Genomic DNA, 16,450 nt, shown 5'->3' on the forward strand with positions numbered 1-16,450 from the left:
GGAGGGCAGGTCAGCCCGTGACGCTGGGGCGGCCGTTTTCGACGTGGCCCATCAGGCGGCGGCGGTAGGACGGGTCCTCCTCGCAGGTGATCTCCAGGTCGTACCAGCCGTGCGAGCCCTCCAGCGGCCACACCACCTGCCGGTACTGCCCGGCCCGCAGCGGCACCGCCTGCTCCTTCCCGCCGTAGGCCAGCGCACGGACCCGCAGCTTCACCCGCGACTCGCCCAGGTTGGTGATCTCGACGCGCAGCCGCCGCGGGTCGATGTCGATCACCGCCCGCGCCTCCACCCGGCCCGCCGCCGCCGACAGCGTCCCGGCGAACTCGCGCCGGAACCCGTTCGGCCCGGTCACCGCCAGGTGGTACGCATCGCCCACCGCCACTCGCCGCGTGCTCACGCCCTGCACGTCGAAGTGCTGCGGCAGGTCGAACTCCCCCTTGTAGGGATAGAGCGTCATGTGCATGCTCGCCGCGCCGGTGTTGGCGAGCGTCACCTCCAGCTCCTTCCCGAGCGCCCGCGCCCAGGCGTTCGGCTGGTACGGCAGCGCCCGCGCCGGCTTGGTCCCCGGCTCCTGCTCCGGCATCGACTGGCTGGCCGGCGGCGCCGGCCTCCACCGGCCGCTGAAGGCCGGGACCGGCGCCGGGGTGGCGGGGGCGGGCGGCTGGGCCGTACCGGAGAAGTCGAAGGCGGAGGTGAGGTCGCCGGCGACCGTGCGGCGCCAGGGCGTGATGTCGGGGAAGCGCACGCCCAGCCAGGTCTCCAGGAAGCGGCAGGTCGAGCTGTGGTCGAAGATCTGCGAGGCCACGTGGCCGCCGGCGGTCCAGGGGGAGACGACCGTCATCGGGACGCGGATGCCGAGGCCGATGGGCTTGCCGTCGTACCAGTCGGAGGTCTGCTCGGCGGGCGGGAGCGGCGGCGGGACGTGGTCGAAGAAGCCGTCGTTCTCGTCGTAGGTGATGAACAGCGCGGTCGACTGCCAGGTCTCGGGGTGGGAGGCGATGGCGTCGAGGATGTCGTAGGTGATGCGGGCGCTCTGCAGGGGCGAGGAGGCGCTCGGGTGCTCGGAGTCGGCGGCCGCCGGCACGATGTAGCTGACCTCGGGCAATGTTCCGGCCTGGACGTCGGCGCGGAAGGAGGCGGCAAGCTGCTTGGCCGGCACGCGGCGCAGGCCGCGCTCGAACAGCTCGCGCTCCTGCGGGTCGAGCTTGGCCACGCCCTCCTCCAGGCGGTCCAGGAGCTGCTGACGCCTGGGCTCGGCGGCGCCGTTCACCTGGCCGTAGAAGGTGTCCATGCTCTTGAAGTCGCCCTGGAGCGCCTTGCGGGCGACCTGGCGGAAGCGGGCGAAGAACTCCAGGTTGTTGTCCTGGTAGTTGTCCCACTCGTGGTAGACCTTCCAGCTGCGGCCGGCGGCCTGGAGGATCTCGCCCGCGTTGGCCCAGGCGTAGCCCTGGTGGGTGTCCTCGCTGTAGGCGGCGTTGTCGATGGCCCGCTTGGTGGTGCCGGGCTCGTAGCCGGTGTGGCCAGAGACGTGGTAGTTGCGGTTCGGGCTGGTCGAGGAGAGCACGGAGCAGTGGTAGTTGTCGCAGATGGTGAAGGTGTCGGCCAGCTCGTACTGCAGCGGGATGTCCGCGCGGCGGTAGAACGTCATCGTGGCCGGGCTCTTGGCCGGGATCCAGCCGTCGTGCCAGCCCTTGGCGGCGGCGCGCTGGCCGTCGGTCCAGCCGTGGGCCAGGGCGCTGATCCATTGCAGGTCCTTGCCGACCAGTTCGGCCGCCTCGCGTACCGGGAAGGGCAGCACGCTCCCTGTCCCGTTCGGCTGCTCGTAGACGGGCTTGCCGTTCTTGAGCGTGACCGCGTTGCGGTCGGCGAAGCCGCGCACCCCGCGCATGCTGCCGAAGTAGTGGTCGAACGAGCGGTTCTCCTGCATGAGGAAGACCACGTGCTTGATGGCCGACAGGCCGCCCTGGGGGACGGGCATGGCCAGGGCCCGGTGGACGGAGGGGGGCAGCAGCGAGCCGGCCGCGATGCCGGCGCCGAGGGCGAGGAAGCCGCGGCGGGAGGGTGCGAGAGACATGGCGGAGAGCGTGTCAAAGGTAGGAAACTATCCCATTACGGGCAGGTGGCGATCATGCGAACAGCTCATACCGCGCCCAGCGCCCAGACCGCGGCGACCAGGGCGGTGACGGCCAGGACCGCGCCGGTGAGCAGGAAGCGGCGCATCGGCACCTTCACGCCGTGGCGGCGGCACGACTCGAACCACAGCAGGGTGGCCAGCGACGCCCACGGGGTGATGACCGGGCCGACGTTGGTGCCGATCAGTACGGCCAGCAACTGGTCGCGCCCGGCGACCTCCTCCAGCGCCTGGTAGGCGGGCAGGTTGTTGATGGCGTTGGACAGGCCCGCGCCCACGGCGGCGGTGCGATAGGGATTGTCCCCGTTGCCGATCATCCAGGTCATGACGTCGGCCAGGCCGTGCAGGCTGAGCGCCGGGACGACGAGGAACAGGCCGGTGACGAAGATGAGCAGTTGCCAGGGGATCAGGTTCCAGGTCAGGCGCTTGCGGTCGCGTACGAGGAACGCCGCCACGACGATCAGCGCGGCCACCGTCGCGGCCACGTGGACCGGCTGGTCGAGCAGGAGCGCGCCGATGAACAGCACACACGCCGCCGAAGCCGCCCAGAACAGGACGGTGTCGGCGATCGGCTCCAAGCTGGGCGGGGTGTAGCGGATCTCGCCGCGGCGCCCCCTGCGCCAGAAGAACAGCCACAGGAACACCATCGTCACCGCGATCGCGGCGACCTGTGGCGCCCACATGCGGGTGGCGAACTCCCGGTTGGACATCTGCAGGGCGTTCATGCCCAGCAGGTTCGTCAGGTTGGAGACCGGCAGCAGGAGGCTCGCGGTGTTGGCCAGCCAGATCGTGGTCATGGCCAGGGGCAGCGCGGCGATGCCGGCGCGGGCGGCCAGGGCGAGCATGACCGGGGTGAGGAGGACCGCCGTGGTGTCCAGGTTCAGAAATATCGTGACGAAGGAGGCGAAAGCCGTACACAAGAAGAACAGCGCGAGATAGCTGCCGCGGCCGAACACCGCCATCCTCGCCGCGATCGCGTCGAAGACCTGAGCCTCCTTCGTCAGCTCGGCCAGAACGATCACGCCGACGAGGAACAGCAGCAGCGGGGCGATCTCGTCGAACTTCTCCACCGCGACGTTCAGCGGCAGCCAGCCCGTCGCCACGAAGATCAGTCCCAGCGCGAGCAGCCCGATCCTGACCCAGTCGAGCGCGGACAGTCGCCTCCACACCCGAAGATGATCGCACACCACCTCCAAAACGCCGATCCCACGCGGAATACTGGGCAGATGGCGCGTGACGGAAGGCCCACGGACATCTTCGTCAGCTACTCCCCCGCCGACACGGCGTGGGCCACATGGATCGCCTGGCAACTGGAGGCGGCCGGATACCGGACGATGATCCAGGACTGGGACTTCGTGCCGGGCACGAACTTCATCGACTTCATGGACCGCGGCGTCAGCGAGGCGCAGCTGGTCGTGGCGGTGCTCTCGCGCAACTACCTCACCTCGCGCTACGGCCGCATGGAGTGGCAGGCGGCGCTGCGCGCCGACCCGGACAACCCCTCCAACAAGCTCGTCACCATCCGGCTGGAGGACGTCCAGCTCGAAGGGCTGCTGTCCACGATCACGTGGGTGGACCTGCTGGGCGTGACCGACCCCGGCCTGGCCAGGGCGCTGCTGCTCGGCCGGGTACGCGAGTCGCTGGCCGGCCGGGCCAAGCCGGAACTCGCGCCCGCCTTCCCCGACGGCACGGGCGAGCCCGCCCCCGCGCCCACGCTGCCGGAACCCGGCGAGCGCTCACGCGCCAGGCGCACGCCGGTGACGGCGCCCGGCTTCCCGCCCCAGGCGGAGGCGGCCCGCTCGCGCGAGTCGGTCAGCGTGCTGCACGTCGGCGGGCCGCGCTTCGGCCGGGCGCTGCCCGACCCGGGCGAGCCGTTCACGCCCGAGGACATGCAGGCGAGGATCTGGGCCGACCTGACCGGCATGTACGACAGGGGCATGCCGCGTCCCGACCTGATGGTGGTCAGCGGCAACCTCACCGAGTCCGGCAGCCTCGGCCAGTTCGGCCAGGCCACCCGCTTCCTCACCGACCTGCGCCACCTCGTCGGGCTCGAACCGCACCGGCTGGCCGTCGTGCCGGGGCCGCGCGATGTCACCAAGGCCGCCGCGAGCGCGTACTTCCTGACCTGCGAGGCCGACGACGTCAGCCCGCAGCCGCCGTACTGGCCGAAGTGGCGGCACTTCGCCGGGCTGTTCGCCGAGGTCTTCCAGGGGCTGGACGACCGGGTCTTCGACGGCGGGCAGCCGTGGTCGATGTTCGAGATCCCCGATCTCAAGGTCGTCCTCGCGGGCTTCAACTCCACGATGGCGATGAGCCACCTGGAGCGCGACGCGTACGCGCTGCTCGGCGAGGGCCAGGCGGCCTGGTTCGCCGAACGGCTGCGCCCCTACGAGGAGCGCGGCTGGCTACGGCTCGGCGCGATCGGCCATCCGGTGCGCGACCTCAGCGACGCCGCCACCTATGAGCGCCTGCTCGCCCACCGGGTCAACCTGCTGCTGGACGGGCCCGAGCTGCGGCCGGGCAGCCATCGCGTGCTGGAGCTCACCCGCGAGGGCCTGCGCGCCTGGACGCCGGACGGCCCCGGCGAGCCCGAGCGCGACACGCGCGCCTGGCGCTCGGCCCAGGAGACCTTCCGCGCCGACCAGGACGCCCCGACGGTGCCGGGGCCGGTTCCCGACACCGAGCCCGAGCCCGCTCCCCCCGCGCCGCGGCCGGTCGACCTGCTGCTCGACCGGCTCACCGAGGTCTGTGAGGCACGGCACGAGCGGGCCAGGATCCGCCGCTTCCCCGACCACCTGGTGGTCACCTACCCCGAGGACGGGTTCGTGCGCCTGTCCATGGTCGGCGCGCACGTCGGCACGCCCGCCGCCGGGGACGCCGAGCGCTTCGTCCGGCAGGCGCACGCCACCGGCCTGCAGGGCGAGCTCGTCTACCAGGGTCCGCCGCCGGAACGTTCCCTGCGCGAGGACCTCATGCGCCGGGGTGTGCGCCTGCGCAGCTTCACCGAGTTCCAGGGCCTGCTCGACCTGTCCGGCTACGTCGCCGAGCAGACCGCCAGGCTCGTCGGCGACCGGCGCTACCCGCCCGACCTGTACGTCCCGCAGCGTTACCGGGCGCTCGACCGCCCCGGCAAGGTCGAGCAGGGGCTGACCGACGAGATGATGCGCCAGCTTTCGGCAGACCACGGCCGGTTCCTGCTGCTGCTCGGCGAGTTCGGGCACGGCAAGACGTTCGCGCTGCGCGAGCTGGCCCGGCGCATCCCGGCCGAGCTGCCCCACCTGACGCCGATCTTCATCGAGCTGCGGGCCCTGGACAAGGCGCACTCGGTCGACGCGCTCGTCGCCGCGCACCTGGCCAACCACCGCGAGGAGGTCATCGACCTCAAGGCGTTCCGCTACCTGCTCGCGCAGGGGCGCATCGTGCTGCTGTTCGACGGGTTCGACGAGCTGGTGACCCGGCTGACCTACGACCGGGCGGCCGACCACCTGTCCACGTTGCTGGCCGCCGCCGTGGACAAGGCGAAGATCGTGGTGGCCAGCCGTACCCAGCACTTCAAGTCGCAGAGCCAGGTGCTGACCACGCTCGGCGAGCGCGTCGGGGTGCTGCCGCAGCGGCGGGTCTTCGCCGTGGAGGACTTCACGCACGCCCAGATCCGCACGTACCTGGAGAACCGGTTCACCGACGGCGACGAGGCCGTGGCCCGCATGTCGCTCATGGAGGGCATCAAGGACCTGCTGGACCTCGCGCAGAACCCGCGCATGCTCAGCTTCATCGCCGACCTGGACGCCGACCGGCTGCGTACCGTGGCCACGACCCGCCACACGATCAGCCCGGCGCTGCTGTACGAGGAGATCCTCAGCTCGTGGCTGCGCTTCGAGGAGCAGCGCACCAGCATGCCCGGCTCGGCCGGGATGCTCAGCGTGGACGAGCTGTGGCGGGCCGTCACCGCGCTGGCGTTGCGGCTGTGGGACACCGGGGAGGCCTTCCTGGGCCTGGCCGAGCTGACCGAGCTCGCCGAGACGCTCACCGATCTGGCCGACGGGCAGCTCACCGGCCCGCAGACCGCGCACGCCGTGGGCACCGGCAGCCTGATGGTCCGCACCGACGAGGGCATGTTCGGCTTCATCCACGCCTCCGTCATGGAGTGGCTGATCGCCCGGCACATCGCGGCCGGGCACTGGGAGGCGCTGTCGCGGCGCCCGCTGTCGGCGCTGACCGTGGAGTTCCTGTGCGACCTGGCCGACTCCGCGGCGCTGCGGGCCTGGCTGGCCGACCCGCCGGCCGACGACGTGGCCACCGGCAACGCCATCAAGGTCAGCACGCGGCTGCGTACGCCCGCCCAGGCCGACCTGCGCGGCGCGGACCTGCGCGGCGAGGACCTGTCCGGCCGTGACCTGACCGGTGTCGACCTCACCGGCGCCGACCTGACCGGCGCCACCCTCGCCGGCACGAACCTGTCGCGGGCCAGGCTGAACGCGGCCAGGCTGGCCGGGGCCAAGCTCGACGGGGCCCGGCTCACCGGCGCCGACCTGTCCGGCGCCGACCTGTCAGGGGCCCGTCTGGCCAAGACCGACCTCAGCGACGTGGCCGCCGAGGGCACCCGCTGGCACCGCGCCTCGCTGATCAACGTGACCGGCACCCTGCCGCCGATGTCCGAGCTGCACGGCGCCGCCGTCGTGCCGGGGCATCCGGTCGAGGTGCAGCTCGCGCCGGCCGGGATCGGCGTGCCGTACGGCTTCCACTTCCAGACCACGCGCCTGCCCGAGCCCGTCGCCTACAGCCCCGACGGCTCCACGCTGGCGATCGGCAACCAGGACGGCGGCGTGCTGCTGTGCGTGGACGGCCAGCCCGTCCGCACGCTCCAGGAGCACAACGGCCGCGTCTACGCCGTGGGCTTCGCCGGGGACGTCCTGGCCACCGGGGCAAGCGACGGACAGGTGTTGCTGTGGGACGCGCTCACCGGCGAGCTGCGCCACCGCCGCGTCGGCCACCCCGACGGCGTCTGGCCGCTACGGCTCAGTCCCGACGGCGCGCTGGTCGCGGCGGGCGACGCCGACGGCGTCATCCACGTGTGGGACACCGCCACCGGCGACCTCGTCCACGAGCTGACCGGCCACCAGGCGCCCGTGTTCACCGCCGCGTTCGCCGGCGGCGCGCTGGTGACCGGCGACGCCGGAGGGGTGGTGCGGGTGTGGGACGTGGCGACCGGCCACCTGATCGGCTCGCTCGGCGGGCACCGCGGCGCCGTCTACCGGGTCGTGGCCGGCGGCCGGTGGGTGGCCACCGGCGACGAGGCCGGGACCGTCCGCGTCTGGAACGCCAGCACCTGGGCCCTGGAGCAGACCTTGACCGGGCACGCCAGAAGCGTCTACTGCGTGGCCTTCTCCCCCGGCGGCAACCTGCTGGCCAGCGGCGACACCGCGGGCGTCGTACGGCTGTGGGACCCGGCCAGCGGCGCCGCGCACGGCGTTCACACCAGCCATTCGGCCGCCGTCTACCAGGTCGCCTTCTCTCCCGACGGGCACACCGTGGCCACCGGTGACGCCAACGGGGCCGTGCGGCTGCAGGATGTCGGGGGCGGCCGCCGTACCGAGCTGAGCGGCCACCGCAGCTCGGTGTGGCCCTTCGCCTTCCGCCCCGACGGCGAGCAGCTGGCCACCAGCAGCAACGACGGCACCGTCCGGCTGTGGGAGCCGGCGACCGGCCGCTGCCAAAGGGTGCTGCGCGGCCACGGCAGGCGTATCTCCTCCGCCCGGTTCAGCGCCGACGGCTCCATGCTGGCCACCAGCGGCAACGACGGCATCGTCCGCATCTGGGAGCCGCGCACCGGGCGCCGGCTGCGCGAGATCACCGGCAGCGCCGACCGGCTGATCTCCGCCACGTTCGCCCCGTCCGGACCCCTCCTGGCCACCTCCAGCAACGACGGCGGCGTCCACTTCTGGAACGGCGCCACCGGCGACTACGAGCGCGAGCTCAACGCCGAGACCGACCACGTGTGGGCCGAGGCGTTCAGCCCCGACGGCTCCCTGCTGGCCACCGCCAACGACGACGACAGCGTGCGCGTCTGGTACCGGCCCACCGCGCGCCTGCTCAGCAACCTCGCCGACCATCGCGGCCGGGTCCGCTCGATCGCCTTCAGCCCCGACGGCCGCTTCGTCGCCACCGGCTGCGACGACCGCCTGGTGCGCATCTGGCACGTCGACTCCGGCGGGCGCGTGGCCACCCTCGAAGGCCACGCCGACCGCGTCTACTCCGTCGTCTTCTCCCCCAACGGCAGGCAACTGGCCAGCGCCAGCAACGACGGCAAGGCCATGGTCTGGGAGCTGCGCCCCGGCCAGCCGTGGCAGCCGCGCCTCCTGCACACGCTCACCAAGAACGTCGGGCGGCTGTGGAGCGTCACCTTCTCCCGCGACGGCTCCCAGCTGGCGACCGGCGGCGACGATCCCGCCGTGCGGGTGTGGGACACGGCCTCCGGCCATCTCCTTCACACGTTGTACGGCCACGCCCGCCGCGTCTGGTCGGTCTCCTTCAACCCCGCGGAAGACCTCCTGGCCAGCGCCGGCGACGACGGCGTGGTGATCCTGTGGGAGGGGGCCGAACGCAAGGCGACGCTCCTGGGCCTGCCGGAAGGCTGGGCGGCGCTGGCTCCCGACGGCAGGTACAAGCTGGAGGGGCAGGTCGGCGGTCAGTTCTGGCATGTGGTGGGGATGTCGAGGTTCGAGCTCGGGGAGCTGGACGTGTACCTGCCGGGAGTGCGGCAGATCCCGCTGGAGGCCGACATCTGAACCCGCCAGATGGCGGGTTGTGTCCTCCACGTGGCGCTCGCGGGCGGGCGGAGCCGTACCGCACCATGAACGTCATGAGCACACCACCGCCGTTCGACCCCGAACTCACCGCGGCCCTGGAGATGTTCGGCGAGGCCCTGTCCTCGTCGATCACGCCGGACATGATCCCGGCGCTGCGCGCGGCCCGCGCGGGCCTGCCGCAGCCCACGGACGAGGAGGTCAGCCGGGGCGGCGCGCTCGTCATCGCCGACCACACCGCGCCGGGCCCGGCGGGCGAGCCGGACATCATCCTGCTCGTGGCCCGGCCCGCGGCCGCCGTCGGCCCGGTGCCCGCCCTCTACTTCGTCCACGGCGGCGGCATGATCGTCGGCAACCGCCGCCAGAGCCTGCCCGACCTGGCCGAGCTGGCGCTGGAACTCGGCGTCGCCATCGTCTCGGTCGAGTACCGCCTGGCCCCGGAGCATCCGCATCCCGCGCCCGTCGAGGACTGCTACGCCGGGCTCGAATGGACCGCCAAGCACGCCGCGGAGCTGGGCATCGACCCCGAGCGCATCATCGTCGGCGGCGTCAGCGCGGGCGGCGGGCTGGCCGCCGCCGTCGTCCTGATGGCCCGCGACCGCGGCGGGCCGGCGATCCTGGGCCAGCTGCTCATCTGCCCCATGCTCGACGACCGCAACGACAGCCCGTCCGCCCACCAGATGGCGGGGCTGGGCATCTGGGACCGCACCGCGAACGAGACCGGCTGGACCGCGCTGCTCGGCTCCTCGCGGGGCGGCCCCGGCGTGTCGCCCTACGCCGCGCCCGCCCGCGCCACCGACCTGTCCGGCCTGCCGCCCGCGTTCATCGACGTCGGCTCGGCCGAGACCTTCCGCGACGAGGACGTCGACTACGCCGTGCGCATCTGGCGCGACGGCGGCCGGGCCGAACTGCACGTGTGGCCGGGCGGCTTCCACGGCTTCGACGGCTTCGCCCCGCAGGCCGCGCTCTCGCAGGACGCCAAGGAGGCGCGGCTGCGTTGGCTGCGGCGCCTGCTCGGCGGCTGAGACATGATGGCCGTGTGAAGGAGCTCGCGGGCAGGCTGTCCGCCCTCGATCCTGACGCGGGGGCGGCACTTCAGGTGATCGCGTACTTCGACCGGCTGGTGGAGGCGCGGGCCGGGCTTGAGGCGATCGTGCGGGGCGCGGCCGTACTGGCCGGGTGCCCGGTCCGCCTGGTCGACGAGGAACGCAACGTCCGCGTCCGGGTGCTGGCCGACGGCCGCCGCAGTGGCCCCGCCGCCGGCCGCTGGCACGAGCGGGTGGATCCGGGCTGGCCGGCCGGGGCCGCGCCCGGCGGGGCCGCGCGGTTGTGGCTGGAGATGCCGGGTCCGGCCGGGCCCGTGCACGCGGTGGTGCTCGAACGCGCCGCCGTGGCCGCCAGGGACGTCCTCGACCGGACGCGGGGACGGGCTCCCTCGCGCGACGACCCCGCGCTCGTCGAGCTGGTCCTGGACGGCACCGCCCCGGAGCAGGCCCGGCTGCGCGCCGCCCGGTCCCTGGGCCTGGAGGTGAGCGGCGAGGCCAGGGCCGTGGCCTTCGCGGGCGGCGACGCCAGGATCGTGCCCGCCGGCACCGATCCGGGTTCCGCGCCTCCCGCCCGCAGGACCGGTGTCGGGCCCGCCGTACCCGTGCGCGAGCTGCCCGCCTCCTGGCCGCTGGCCCGGCTGGCCCTGCGCCTGGCCGCCGACGGCACCGACCAGGATCCCGGCCCGCGCGTCGTCCTCTACGACAGCCTGGGCGGACTGGCCGCGCTGGCGGCGGCGGTTCCCGCGGGGGCCGACCCCGTCCCGGACGTCCACGCCCTGGAGCACGCCGCCTCCGCCGCTCCCTGGATGCTCGCCACGCTGCACGCGATCGCGTACGCCACCAGCCTGCGGGCCGCCGCGGCCCAGCTCCCCGTCCACCACTCCACGCTCCAGGACCGCCTGGCCCACGCCGAACACCTGCTCGGCTGGACCATCCGCGATCCCGAGGGCCGGCTACGCCTGCAACTGGCCCTCACCCTGCGCCGGCTCCACCGCCATCCATGACCTCGTCCGGCGGCAGACGCGCGCGCCACCGCTCCGGTGCGGGCTGAGGATGGGCTGCCGGCGTATCAAGCTGTCCGGCCGCCGACTACCCGCGGCCCGCACGTCGGCGCAGTTCCTCCCACGCCTCCTCCACCCGCCCGCCCAGGTCCTCCAGCGAACCCTCGTTGGGCACGACCAGGTCGGCGATGGCCAGGCGGGCCTCGCGGGAGGCCTGGGCGGCGATGCGGGCCTTCGCGTCCGCCTCCGGCATGCCGCGGTGGTCGGCCAGGCGGCGGATACGCGTGTCGTCGGCGGCGTCCACGACGATGACCACGTCGTACATGGGGGCGAGGTTGTTCTCGGCCAGCAGCGGCACGTCGTAGACGACGATGGCGTCGGCGGCGGCCTGGTTCTGGAGGGTGGCCACGCGTTCGCCCACCAGCGGGTGGACGATGGCGTTGAGGGTGGCGAGCTGGTCGGCGTCGGAGAAGACGATGGCGCCGAGCTTCTCGCGGTCCAGGGTGCCGTCCGGGCGGAGGATCTCCCGGCCGAAGGCGGCGACGACGCGGGCCAGGCCCACGGTGCCGGGTTCGACGACCTCGCGGGCGATCTTGTCGGCGTCGATCACCACGGCGCCCTTGGCGGCCAGGCGTTTGGACACTTCGCTTTTACCGGAGCCGATCCCGCCGGTCAGTCCCACCTTCAGCACGTGATCAGCGTACCGAGACCGGGCGGCGCAGATGCACCAGCGTCAGGTGGTCGTCCATCCGCTCGCGGTGCGTCTCGCGGTAGCCGAGCTTGTGGTACAGCCGCAAGCTCATGGACAGGTGCCCGGTGAACAGGTCGAAGGCCGTCGCCTGCGGCACCTGCTCGTGCAGGGCGGCCAGCAGGGCGGTGCCGATGCCCTGGCCCTGGCGGTCGGGCGCGATGACGAGCCGGCCGACCAGGCACGTGGCGCCGGACAGCTGGCCGCGTACGGCGCCGACGATGCGGCCGCCGTCGACGGCCTTGAGGACCGTCGCGGACTCGACGGCCTTGCGCACCTGCTCGGCGGACTCCACGAGCGGGGCGATGAACGGGTCGCCGTAGAGCTGGGCCTCGGTCACGTAGGCCGCACGCTGAAGCGTGAGGATCTCCCCGGCGTCGGCCACGACTGCCCGCTCTATCAGCACCCGCCCACTTTACTCATCCTCGCCGGGCGCGTCCCTGCCACGCATCGACAGTACGGCCGCCGCCGCCCCGGCCCCCAGCGCGAGGGCGGCCAGCCCCCACCCGATCCCCTTGCGGTCCAGCCCGAGCAGCGCGTCCACGGAGAACCTGCCCGGTCCGTGCACGGCCAGCGCGGTGGCCCCGATGCCCAGGAGCATCGGGTACTCGAAGCCCCCGTTCTGCGCCCACAGCCCCTTGGGCAGGTGGACGGAGACGACGGCGTTCGTCATGACGGAGACGAGCCCGGCGGAGGCGAGCGGAGTGGCGGCGCCGAGCGCGATCCCGGCGCCCGACCCGAACTCGCCGAGCCCGGCGGCCAGCGCCATGAGCTTGCCGTTGGGGTAGCCGAGCGCGGTCATCATCTCGCCGGTCTGGTCGGGCCCGCCGCCGCCGAACCAGCCGAAGAGCTTCTGCGCGCCGTGTCCCATGAGCAGGAGTCCAGCGGGCACCCGCAACAGCAACATCCCGACATCCTCCGCATTGTCCTTCATGCAGGGATATATACCCACTTCGAGCCGATTGTCCGGAGTTACGCGTCGTCGGCCATCGTGTACGCCCCCTGGCGCAGCCGTTCGATCAGGCCCAGCGTCCACTGGGCGCCGCTGTCGGCCGTGTGCACCCACATCCCGAGCACCTCGCCCACCGATCCCCACACCTCCGGATCCGCCCCGGGCGTCCACTCCTTGGTCACCGCGGCCCGCCACTCCTCCAGCCCCTGCACCCGCCGCAGGAGCAACTCGACCGCCTCGGCCCTGGACAGGTCCTCGATCAGGCCGACGCCCGCGGTGATGACGTCCAGCCGCTGGTCGTGGCGGGTCAGCGCGTCACGCAGCAGCGTGAAGTACGCCTGTTCACCGGCCGCCGTGATCTCGTACTCGGTACGCGGCGGGCCACCGGCGGTGCTCGGCGCGACGTCGTGGGCCAGCATCAGCCCCTGGGCCGCCATCTGCTTGAGGCCGTGGTAGATCGAACCCGGCTTCATACCGGCCCACTCATGGGCGCCCCACGACTCCAGGTCACAACGCACCTGGTAGCCATGGGCCCGGCCGCGACGGCGTACCGCACCCAGGATCAGCAGGCGTGTCGCTGACATCGTCCACCCTTCGTCGCCCTCACCCGAGCCTATGCGCGGCAGGCGCGCAGGAAGGCCGCCACCACCAGCGCGTACTCGTCGGGACGCGTGGCCAGCGGCGAATGCCCGCCCTCGCCGAAGCGGTGCAGCGCAGCCCTCGGGTACAGGGCGCGCAGCAGCCGGCGCGCCTCGGCGTCCATCCCGGCGTCGTCGGCCGACTCGATGATCATCAGCTTTCCCGGCCATCCGTCCAGGTCGGACGGGGTGTACTGACGAGCGCAATAGTCGAGGGCCAGCTCGGCCATGGCGATCTGGTGCGCCTTGGTGTCGAGGGCGGCGGCCTCGGCGAGGAAACCGGCCCAGAACGGCCCGGCGGAGGTGGCCTCGGCGGCTTGGCCGCGGATGAGGGCGAGCAGGTCGGGTTCCGGCATCGCCCGCATCCGCTCCAGCCGCGCGGTACGGGCGGCCAGATCACGCCCCCAGCCCTCGGGCGTGGTCGTGTTGGCGAGGATCGCGTGCCCGATCCGGCCGGGGATCGCGCGCAGGAGCGCCTGCAGCAGGAAGCCGCCCATCGAGGTGCCCCACGCCACGTGCACGGCGGACACGCCCTCCGCGTCGAGAACGGCCTCCACCCCGGTGACGACCCCGGCGACGGTGCTCACGGCCGGGTAGGTGGGGGCGATGACGCGGTACTCGTCCTCGAAGGCCGAGATGAGGCAGAAGAGCGATTCGCCCAGCCGTAGCCCGCCGGGCAGCAGCAGGAGCGTGTCAGGCCCGCTCCCCGCGACGTGGTAGGTCCACCCTGCGGCCTCGGCGGCGGGATGGGCCGCGCGGAAGGCGGCGAGCCGGTCGGCCTGGGTCTCTCGGGGTCCTAGAAGTCGCACGCCCACCTCTCCCGCCGCGAAACACGATCTCCCGACAGCGTACGGCGGGCCGTAGGGTGGGCCCATGCCCACGACCCAGGTCTCCCGGCTGGTACGAGCCCCGCGATCGGCCGTCTACCAGGCCTTTCTGGACCCGAGCGCGATCGCGGCGTGGCGGGTGCCCGACGGGATGAGCAGCCATGTGCACACGTTCGAGGCGCGGGAGGGCGGCTACTTCCGCATCTCGCTGACCTACCACTCCCCCGACGAGGCGGGGAAGTCCGGCGGCCACACCGACACCTACCACGGGCGGTTCGTGCGGTTGGTGCCGGACGAGCGGGTGGTGGAGGTCGTCGAGTTCGAGAGCGCGGATCCGGCGCTGGGCGGCGAGATGACCATGACGACGACGCTGACCGACGTGGACGGCGGCACCGAGGTCGTCATCCTGCACGAGGGCCTCCCGGAGGCCGTCTCGGCCGCCGACAACGAGACCGGCACCCGCATGGCCCTGGACAACCTGGCCAAACTCCTCGAATCCCGCTGACAGCGCGCCGGGCCGCCGACCGGTGGGTCGGCGGCCCGGAGAGGGAAACGGGGCAGCGGCTCAGCCGACCGCCTTCAGCAGTTGCGCCTTCGTCATCTTCGAGCGGCCCTTGATGTCGCGGCGCTTGGCCTCGGCGTAGAGCTGGTCGCGCGTGCGTCCGCCGGCGCCGGAGTGCGAGCGCAGCCCGCCGCGCCGTCCGGAGGAGATGTCCTGCGTGGAGGTACGGCTGGCCGTCTTCGACTCACCCGCCCGCGCCCGCTCCTTGTTGACCGTGCGGGCGGCGATCTCCTTGGCCCGCTTGTCGCTCGTGCCGCGCTTCTTGGCGCTGTCCCTGATGTGCTCGTACTGGCGTTCCCGTTTCGGGCTTGATCCCCGAGGCATGCTCTTGTCCTTTCGCATGGGCCGGAATGCGGGCCCTGCTCGTCAGGTTTTCCCAGCTCACCCCTGCCCGCATAACACCCTCAATCACCCCATCGACCATCAAAAAAGCACTCCACCCACTCCCGACAAGGAGGGAAAAATCCACTCTTAGGGTCGATGTCCGATCGCCGAGACGGCCGCCCAGGCTCGCTCCAGGGTGTCGTGGACGTTCAGCCGGTCCAGCACGCCGGTGATCCGCAGGACCCGAACCGGGATCGGCTGCACGGCGGCCAGATGCACCTGCCCTCCGTCGTGCTCACCGAAGAGATGGGCGCTCAGCAGCACCTTCAGCCCGCTGCTGTCGAGGAACGTCATCCCGGCCAGATCCAGCACCACCGGCACCCCGGGACGGCGCGCGTCCTCGATCGCGGACGCCAGGACGGCGGAGTTGGTGGCGTCGACCTCACCGGTGACGCGGATCAGCGTGGCGCCGCGCGTGTGCTCGCAGCTGACGTCGAGAGCGCTCACTGGATCAGCTTAACCCCGATGACCTTTTCCGGAAAGAGAGTTCGTCAGTCATTGAAGTTGAGGTCGGGGCGCTGGAGGATGAAAACATGGGTAGCTCTGATGATCGGTCGTCGTGGACGTTCCTGACCCATCACGCGCGGGTGCTGCTGGAGATCGCCCGTGACCCCGATGCCCGGCTGCGCGAGATCGCGTTCACGATCGGCATCACCGAGCGCGCCGTGCAGGGCATCGTGACCGACCTGGAGCAGGCCGGCTACCTCACCCGCGACCGGGTGGGCCGCCGCAACCGCTACGAACTCAACCTCGACCAGGGCTTCCGCTACCCGACCGAGGCGCACACGCCGGTACGCACCCTGATCGAACTGTTCGTCAGGGAAGCCCCGCCCACCGACAAGCGCGCTACCGGCGACTCCTGACCCCGCGCTGCCCCGGGTCGGTGCCACCCCAGACACCCTCCGCCTGCCGGGTGTCCAGCGCGTAGGCCAAGCACTGCTCGCGTACCGGACATCGGGCACACACCGCCTTGGCCGCCATGACCTGCTCCTCTCCCGGCCCATGGGTGGAGACGGGGAAGAACAGCTCCGGGTCGGCCTCCAGGCAGGCGGCTCGTTCCGTCCAGTCGTGGATCAATGTCCTCATCCGGCGCGCCTACCCCTGCGACGCGGCGTCATGCGGCGGGCCGGTGAGGTTTGAGCCCCGCGTTTCTCGGTAGCGAAGGTGAAGCCGGCGGGGAGGAGAGTAGATGAGACGTCCCGGGTTCGACTCCCCGCCGGACGATCCAGCCTTACCCACGGTCCGCGCCCGCGAGGCGCTCCAGTCGTCCCAGCCATGGCGCGGCCGTGCGCGCGCTACCGCGATCTTTCGAGGCCCCCGGGCACGGATGTGCCGAGCACGTGGTGAAAAGGAGCCGA

At 72.4% G+C, this 16,450-nt stretch carries 15 protein-coding genes; 5 read left to right on the plus strand and 10 right to left on the minus strand.

Annotation, left to right across the window (positions count from 1 at the left end; translation table 11 throughout):
* Positions 1-10: 10 nt before the first annotated feature.
* Together ACFWY5_RS06075 and ACFWY5_RS06080 are read right to left on the minus strand one after the other, a co-directional pair.
* Positions 11-2,074, minus strand: a complete 2,064-nt coding sequence (locus ACFWY5_RS06075) for a phosphocholine-specific phospholipase C (RefSeq protein ID WP_379630678.1) — start codon at positions 2,072-2,074, stop codon at positions 11-13.
* A gap of 65 nt (positions 2,075-2,139) precedes the next feature.
* On the minus strand, positions 2,140-3,300 hold the full coding sequence (locus ACFWY5_RS06080; RefSeq protein WP_379630679.1) for an SLC13 family permease: 1,161 nt from the start codon (positions 3,298-3,300) through the stop codon (positions 2,140-2,142).
* Positions 3,301-3,357: 57 nt separating this feature from the next.
* On the opposite strand from ACFWY5_RS06080, the gene ACFWY5_RS06085 reads away from it, so the two are divergent.
* The 3 genes from ACFWY5_RS06085 (at position 3,358) to ACFWY5_RS06095 (ending at position 10,984) form a co-directional block, all read left to right on the plus strand.
* Positions 3,358-8,916: a TIR domain-containing protein gene (locus tag ACFWY5_RS06085; protein ID WP_379630680.1), complete on the plus strand. Its 5,559-nt coding sequence runs from the start codon at positions 3,358-3,360 to the stop codon at positions 8,914-8,916.
* A gap of 74 nt (positions 8,917-8,990) precedes the next feature.
* Positions 8,991-9,959 (plus strand): alpha/beta hydrolase, encoded by a 969-nt coding sequence (locus ACFWY5_RS06090; protein ID WP_379612950.1) that lies wholly within the window; start codon positions 8,991-8,993, stop codon positions 9,957-9,959.
* Positions 9,960-9,973: 14 nt separating this feature from the next.
* Positions 9,974-10,984 carry a helix-turn-helix domain-containing protein gene (locus ACFWY5_RS06095; protein ID WP_379630681.1) on the plus strand — a complete coding sequence of 337 codons (1,011 nt, stop codon included), beginning with the start codon at positions 9,974-9,976 and terminating at the stop codon, positions 10,982-10,984.
* An 85-nt stretch (positions 10,985-11,069) separates the two neighbouring features.
* Here the strand turns inward: ACFWY5_RS06095 and coaE are convergent, their stop codons facing one another.
* The 5 genes from coaE to ACFWY5_RS06120 are packed head-to-tail and all read right to left on the minus strand — an operon-like array spanning position 11,070 to position 14,128.
* Positions 11,070-11,672: a dephospho-CoA kinase gene (gene coaE, locus ACFWY5_RS06100; RefSeq protein WP_379630682.1), complete on the minus strand. Its 603-nt coding sequence runs from the start codon at positions 11,670-11,672 to the stop codon at positions 11,070-11,072.
* Between the two features lie 4 nt (positions 11,673-11,676).
* Positions 11,677-12,132: a GNAT family N-acetyltransferase gene (locus tag ACFWY5_RS06105; RefSeq protein ID WP_379612997.1), complete on the minus strand. Its 456-nt coding sequence runs from the start codon at positions 12,130-12,132 to the stop codon at positions 11,677-11,679.
* A 12-nt stretch (positions 12,133-12,144) separates the two neighbouring features.
* Positions 12,145-12,663, minus strand: coding sequence for a DoxX family protein (locus ACFWY5_RS06110; RefSeq protein WP_379612953.1), 519 nt, complete (start codon positions 12,661-12,663; stop codon positions 12,145-12,147).
* Positions 12,664-12,701: 38 nt separating this feature from the next.
* Positions 12,702-13,265, minus strand: a complete 564-nt coding sequence (locus tag ACFWY5_RS06115; RefSeq protein ID WP_379612954.1) for a PadR family transcriptional regulator — start codon at positions 13,263-13,265, stop codon at positions 12,702-12,704.
* 29 nt (positions 13,266-13,294) lie between these two features.
* Positions 13,295-14,128, minus strand: a complete 834-nt coding sequence (locus ACFWY5_RS06120; RefSeq protein ID WP_379630683.1) for an alpha/beta fold hydrolase — start codon at positions 14,126-14,128, stop codon at positions 13,295-13,297.
* A gap of 64 nt (positions 14,129-14,192) precedes the next feature.
* Between ACFWY5_RS06120 and ACFWY5_RS06125 the strand changes: the two genes are divergently transcribed.
* On the plus strand, positions 14,193-14,651 hold the full coding sequence (locus ACFWY5_RS06125; protein ID WP_379630684.1) for an SRPBCC domain-containing protein: 459 nt from the start codon (positions 14,193-14,195) through the stop codon (positions 14,649-14,651).
* Between the two features lie 60 nt (positions 14,652-14,711).
* On the opposite strand, the gene ACFWY5_RS06130 is transcribed toward ACFWY5_RS06125, so the two are convergent.
* Positions 14,712-15,032, minus strand: coding sequence for a plasmid stabilization protein (locus ACFWY5_RS06130; protein ID WP_379630685.1), 321 nt, complete (start codon positions 15,030-15,032; stop codon positions 14,712-14,714).
* Between the two features lie 147 nt (positions 15,033-15,179).
* Entirely contained in the window at positions 15,180-15,539 is a 360-nt protein-coding gene (locus tag ACFWY5_RS06135; RefSeq protein WP_379612958.1) for an STAS domain-containing protein, read from the minus strand.
* A gap of 86 nt (positions 15,540-15,625) precedes the next feature.
* Here ACFWY5_RS06135 and ACFWY5_RS06140 point away from each other — a divergent pair, with 86 nt between their 5' ends.
* A complete protein-coding gene (locus ACFWY5_RS06140; protein ID WP_379630686.1) occupies positions 15,626-15,955 on the plus strand; it encodes a helix-turn-helix transcriptional regulator in 330 nt (109 codons plus the stop codon).
* On the opposite strand, the gene ACFWY5_RS06145 is transcribed toward ACFWY5_RS06140, so the two are convergent.
* Positions 15,939-16,178, minus strand: a complete 240-nt coding sequence (locus ACFWY5_RS06145; RefSeq protein ID WP_379612960.1) for a WhiB family transcriptional regulator — start codon at positions 16,176-16,178, stop codon at positions 15,939-15,941. The genes ACFWY5_RS06140 and ACFWY5_RS06145 overlap by 17 nt on opposite strands.
* Between the last annotated feature and the right edge of the window lie 272 nt (positions 16,179-16,450).

The organism is Nonomuraea sp. NPDC059007 (assembly GCF_042740555.1).
Taxonomy (GTDB): Bacteria; Actinomycetota; Actinomycetes; order Streptosporangiales; family Streptosporangiaceae; genus Nonomuraea.

What these genes read in the sequence shown, in the direction of transcription:
- ACFWY5_RS06075 (WP_379630678.1), bottom strand. Translation starts at nt 2,074, where the DNA reads ATGTCTCTCGCACCCTCCCGCCGCGGCTTCCTCGCCCTCGGCGCCGGC.
- ACFWY5_RS06085 (WP_379630680.1), top strand. Translation starts at nt 3,358, where the DNA reads ATGGCGCGTGACGGAAGGCCCACGGACATCTTCGTCAGCTACTCCCCC.
- ACFWY5_RS06090 (WP_379612950.1), top strand. Translation starts at nt 8,991, where the DNA reads ATGAGCACACCACCGCCGTTCGACCCCGAACTCACCGCGGCCCTGGAG.
- ACFWY5_RS06110 (WP_379612953.1), bottom strand. Translation starts at nt 12,663, where the DNA reads ATGAAGGACAATGCGGAGGATGTCGGGATGTTGCTGTTGCGGGTGCCC.
- ACFWY5_RS06115 (WP_379612954.1), bottom strand. Translation starts at nt 13,265, where the DNA reads ATGTCAGCGACACGCCTGCTGATCCTGGGTGCGGTACGCCGTCGCGGC.
- ACFWY5_RS06125 (WP_379630684.1), top strand. Translation starts at nt 14,193, where the DNA reads ATGCCCACGACCCAGGTCTCCCGGCTGGTACGAGCCCCGCGATCGGCC.
- ACFWY5_RS06130 (WP_379630685.1), bottom strand. Translation starts at nt 15,032, where the DNA reads ATGCCTCGGGGATCAAGCCCGAAACGGGAACGCCAGTACGAGCACATC.
- ACFWY5_RS06140 (WP_379630686.1), top strand. Translation starts at nt 15,626, where the DNA reads ATGGGTAGCTCTGATGATCGGTCGTCGTGGACGTTCCTGACCCATCAC.
- ACFWY5_RS06145 (WP_379612960.1), bottom strand. Translation starts at nt 16,178, where the DNA reads ATGAGGACATTGATCCACGACTGGACGGAACGAGCCGCCTGCCTGGAG.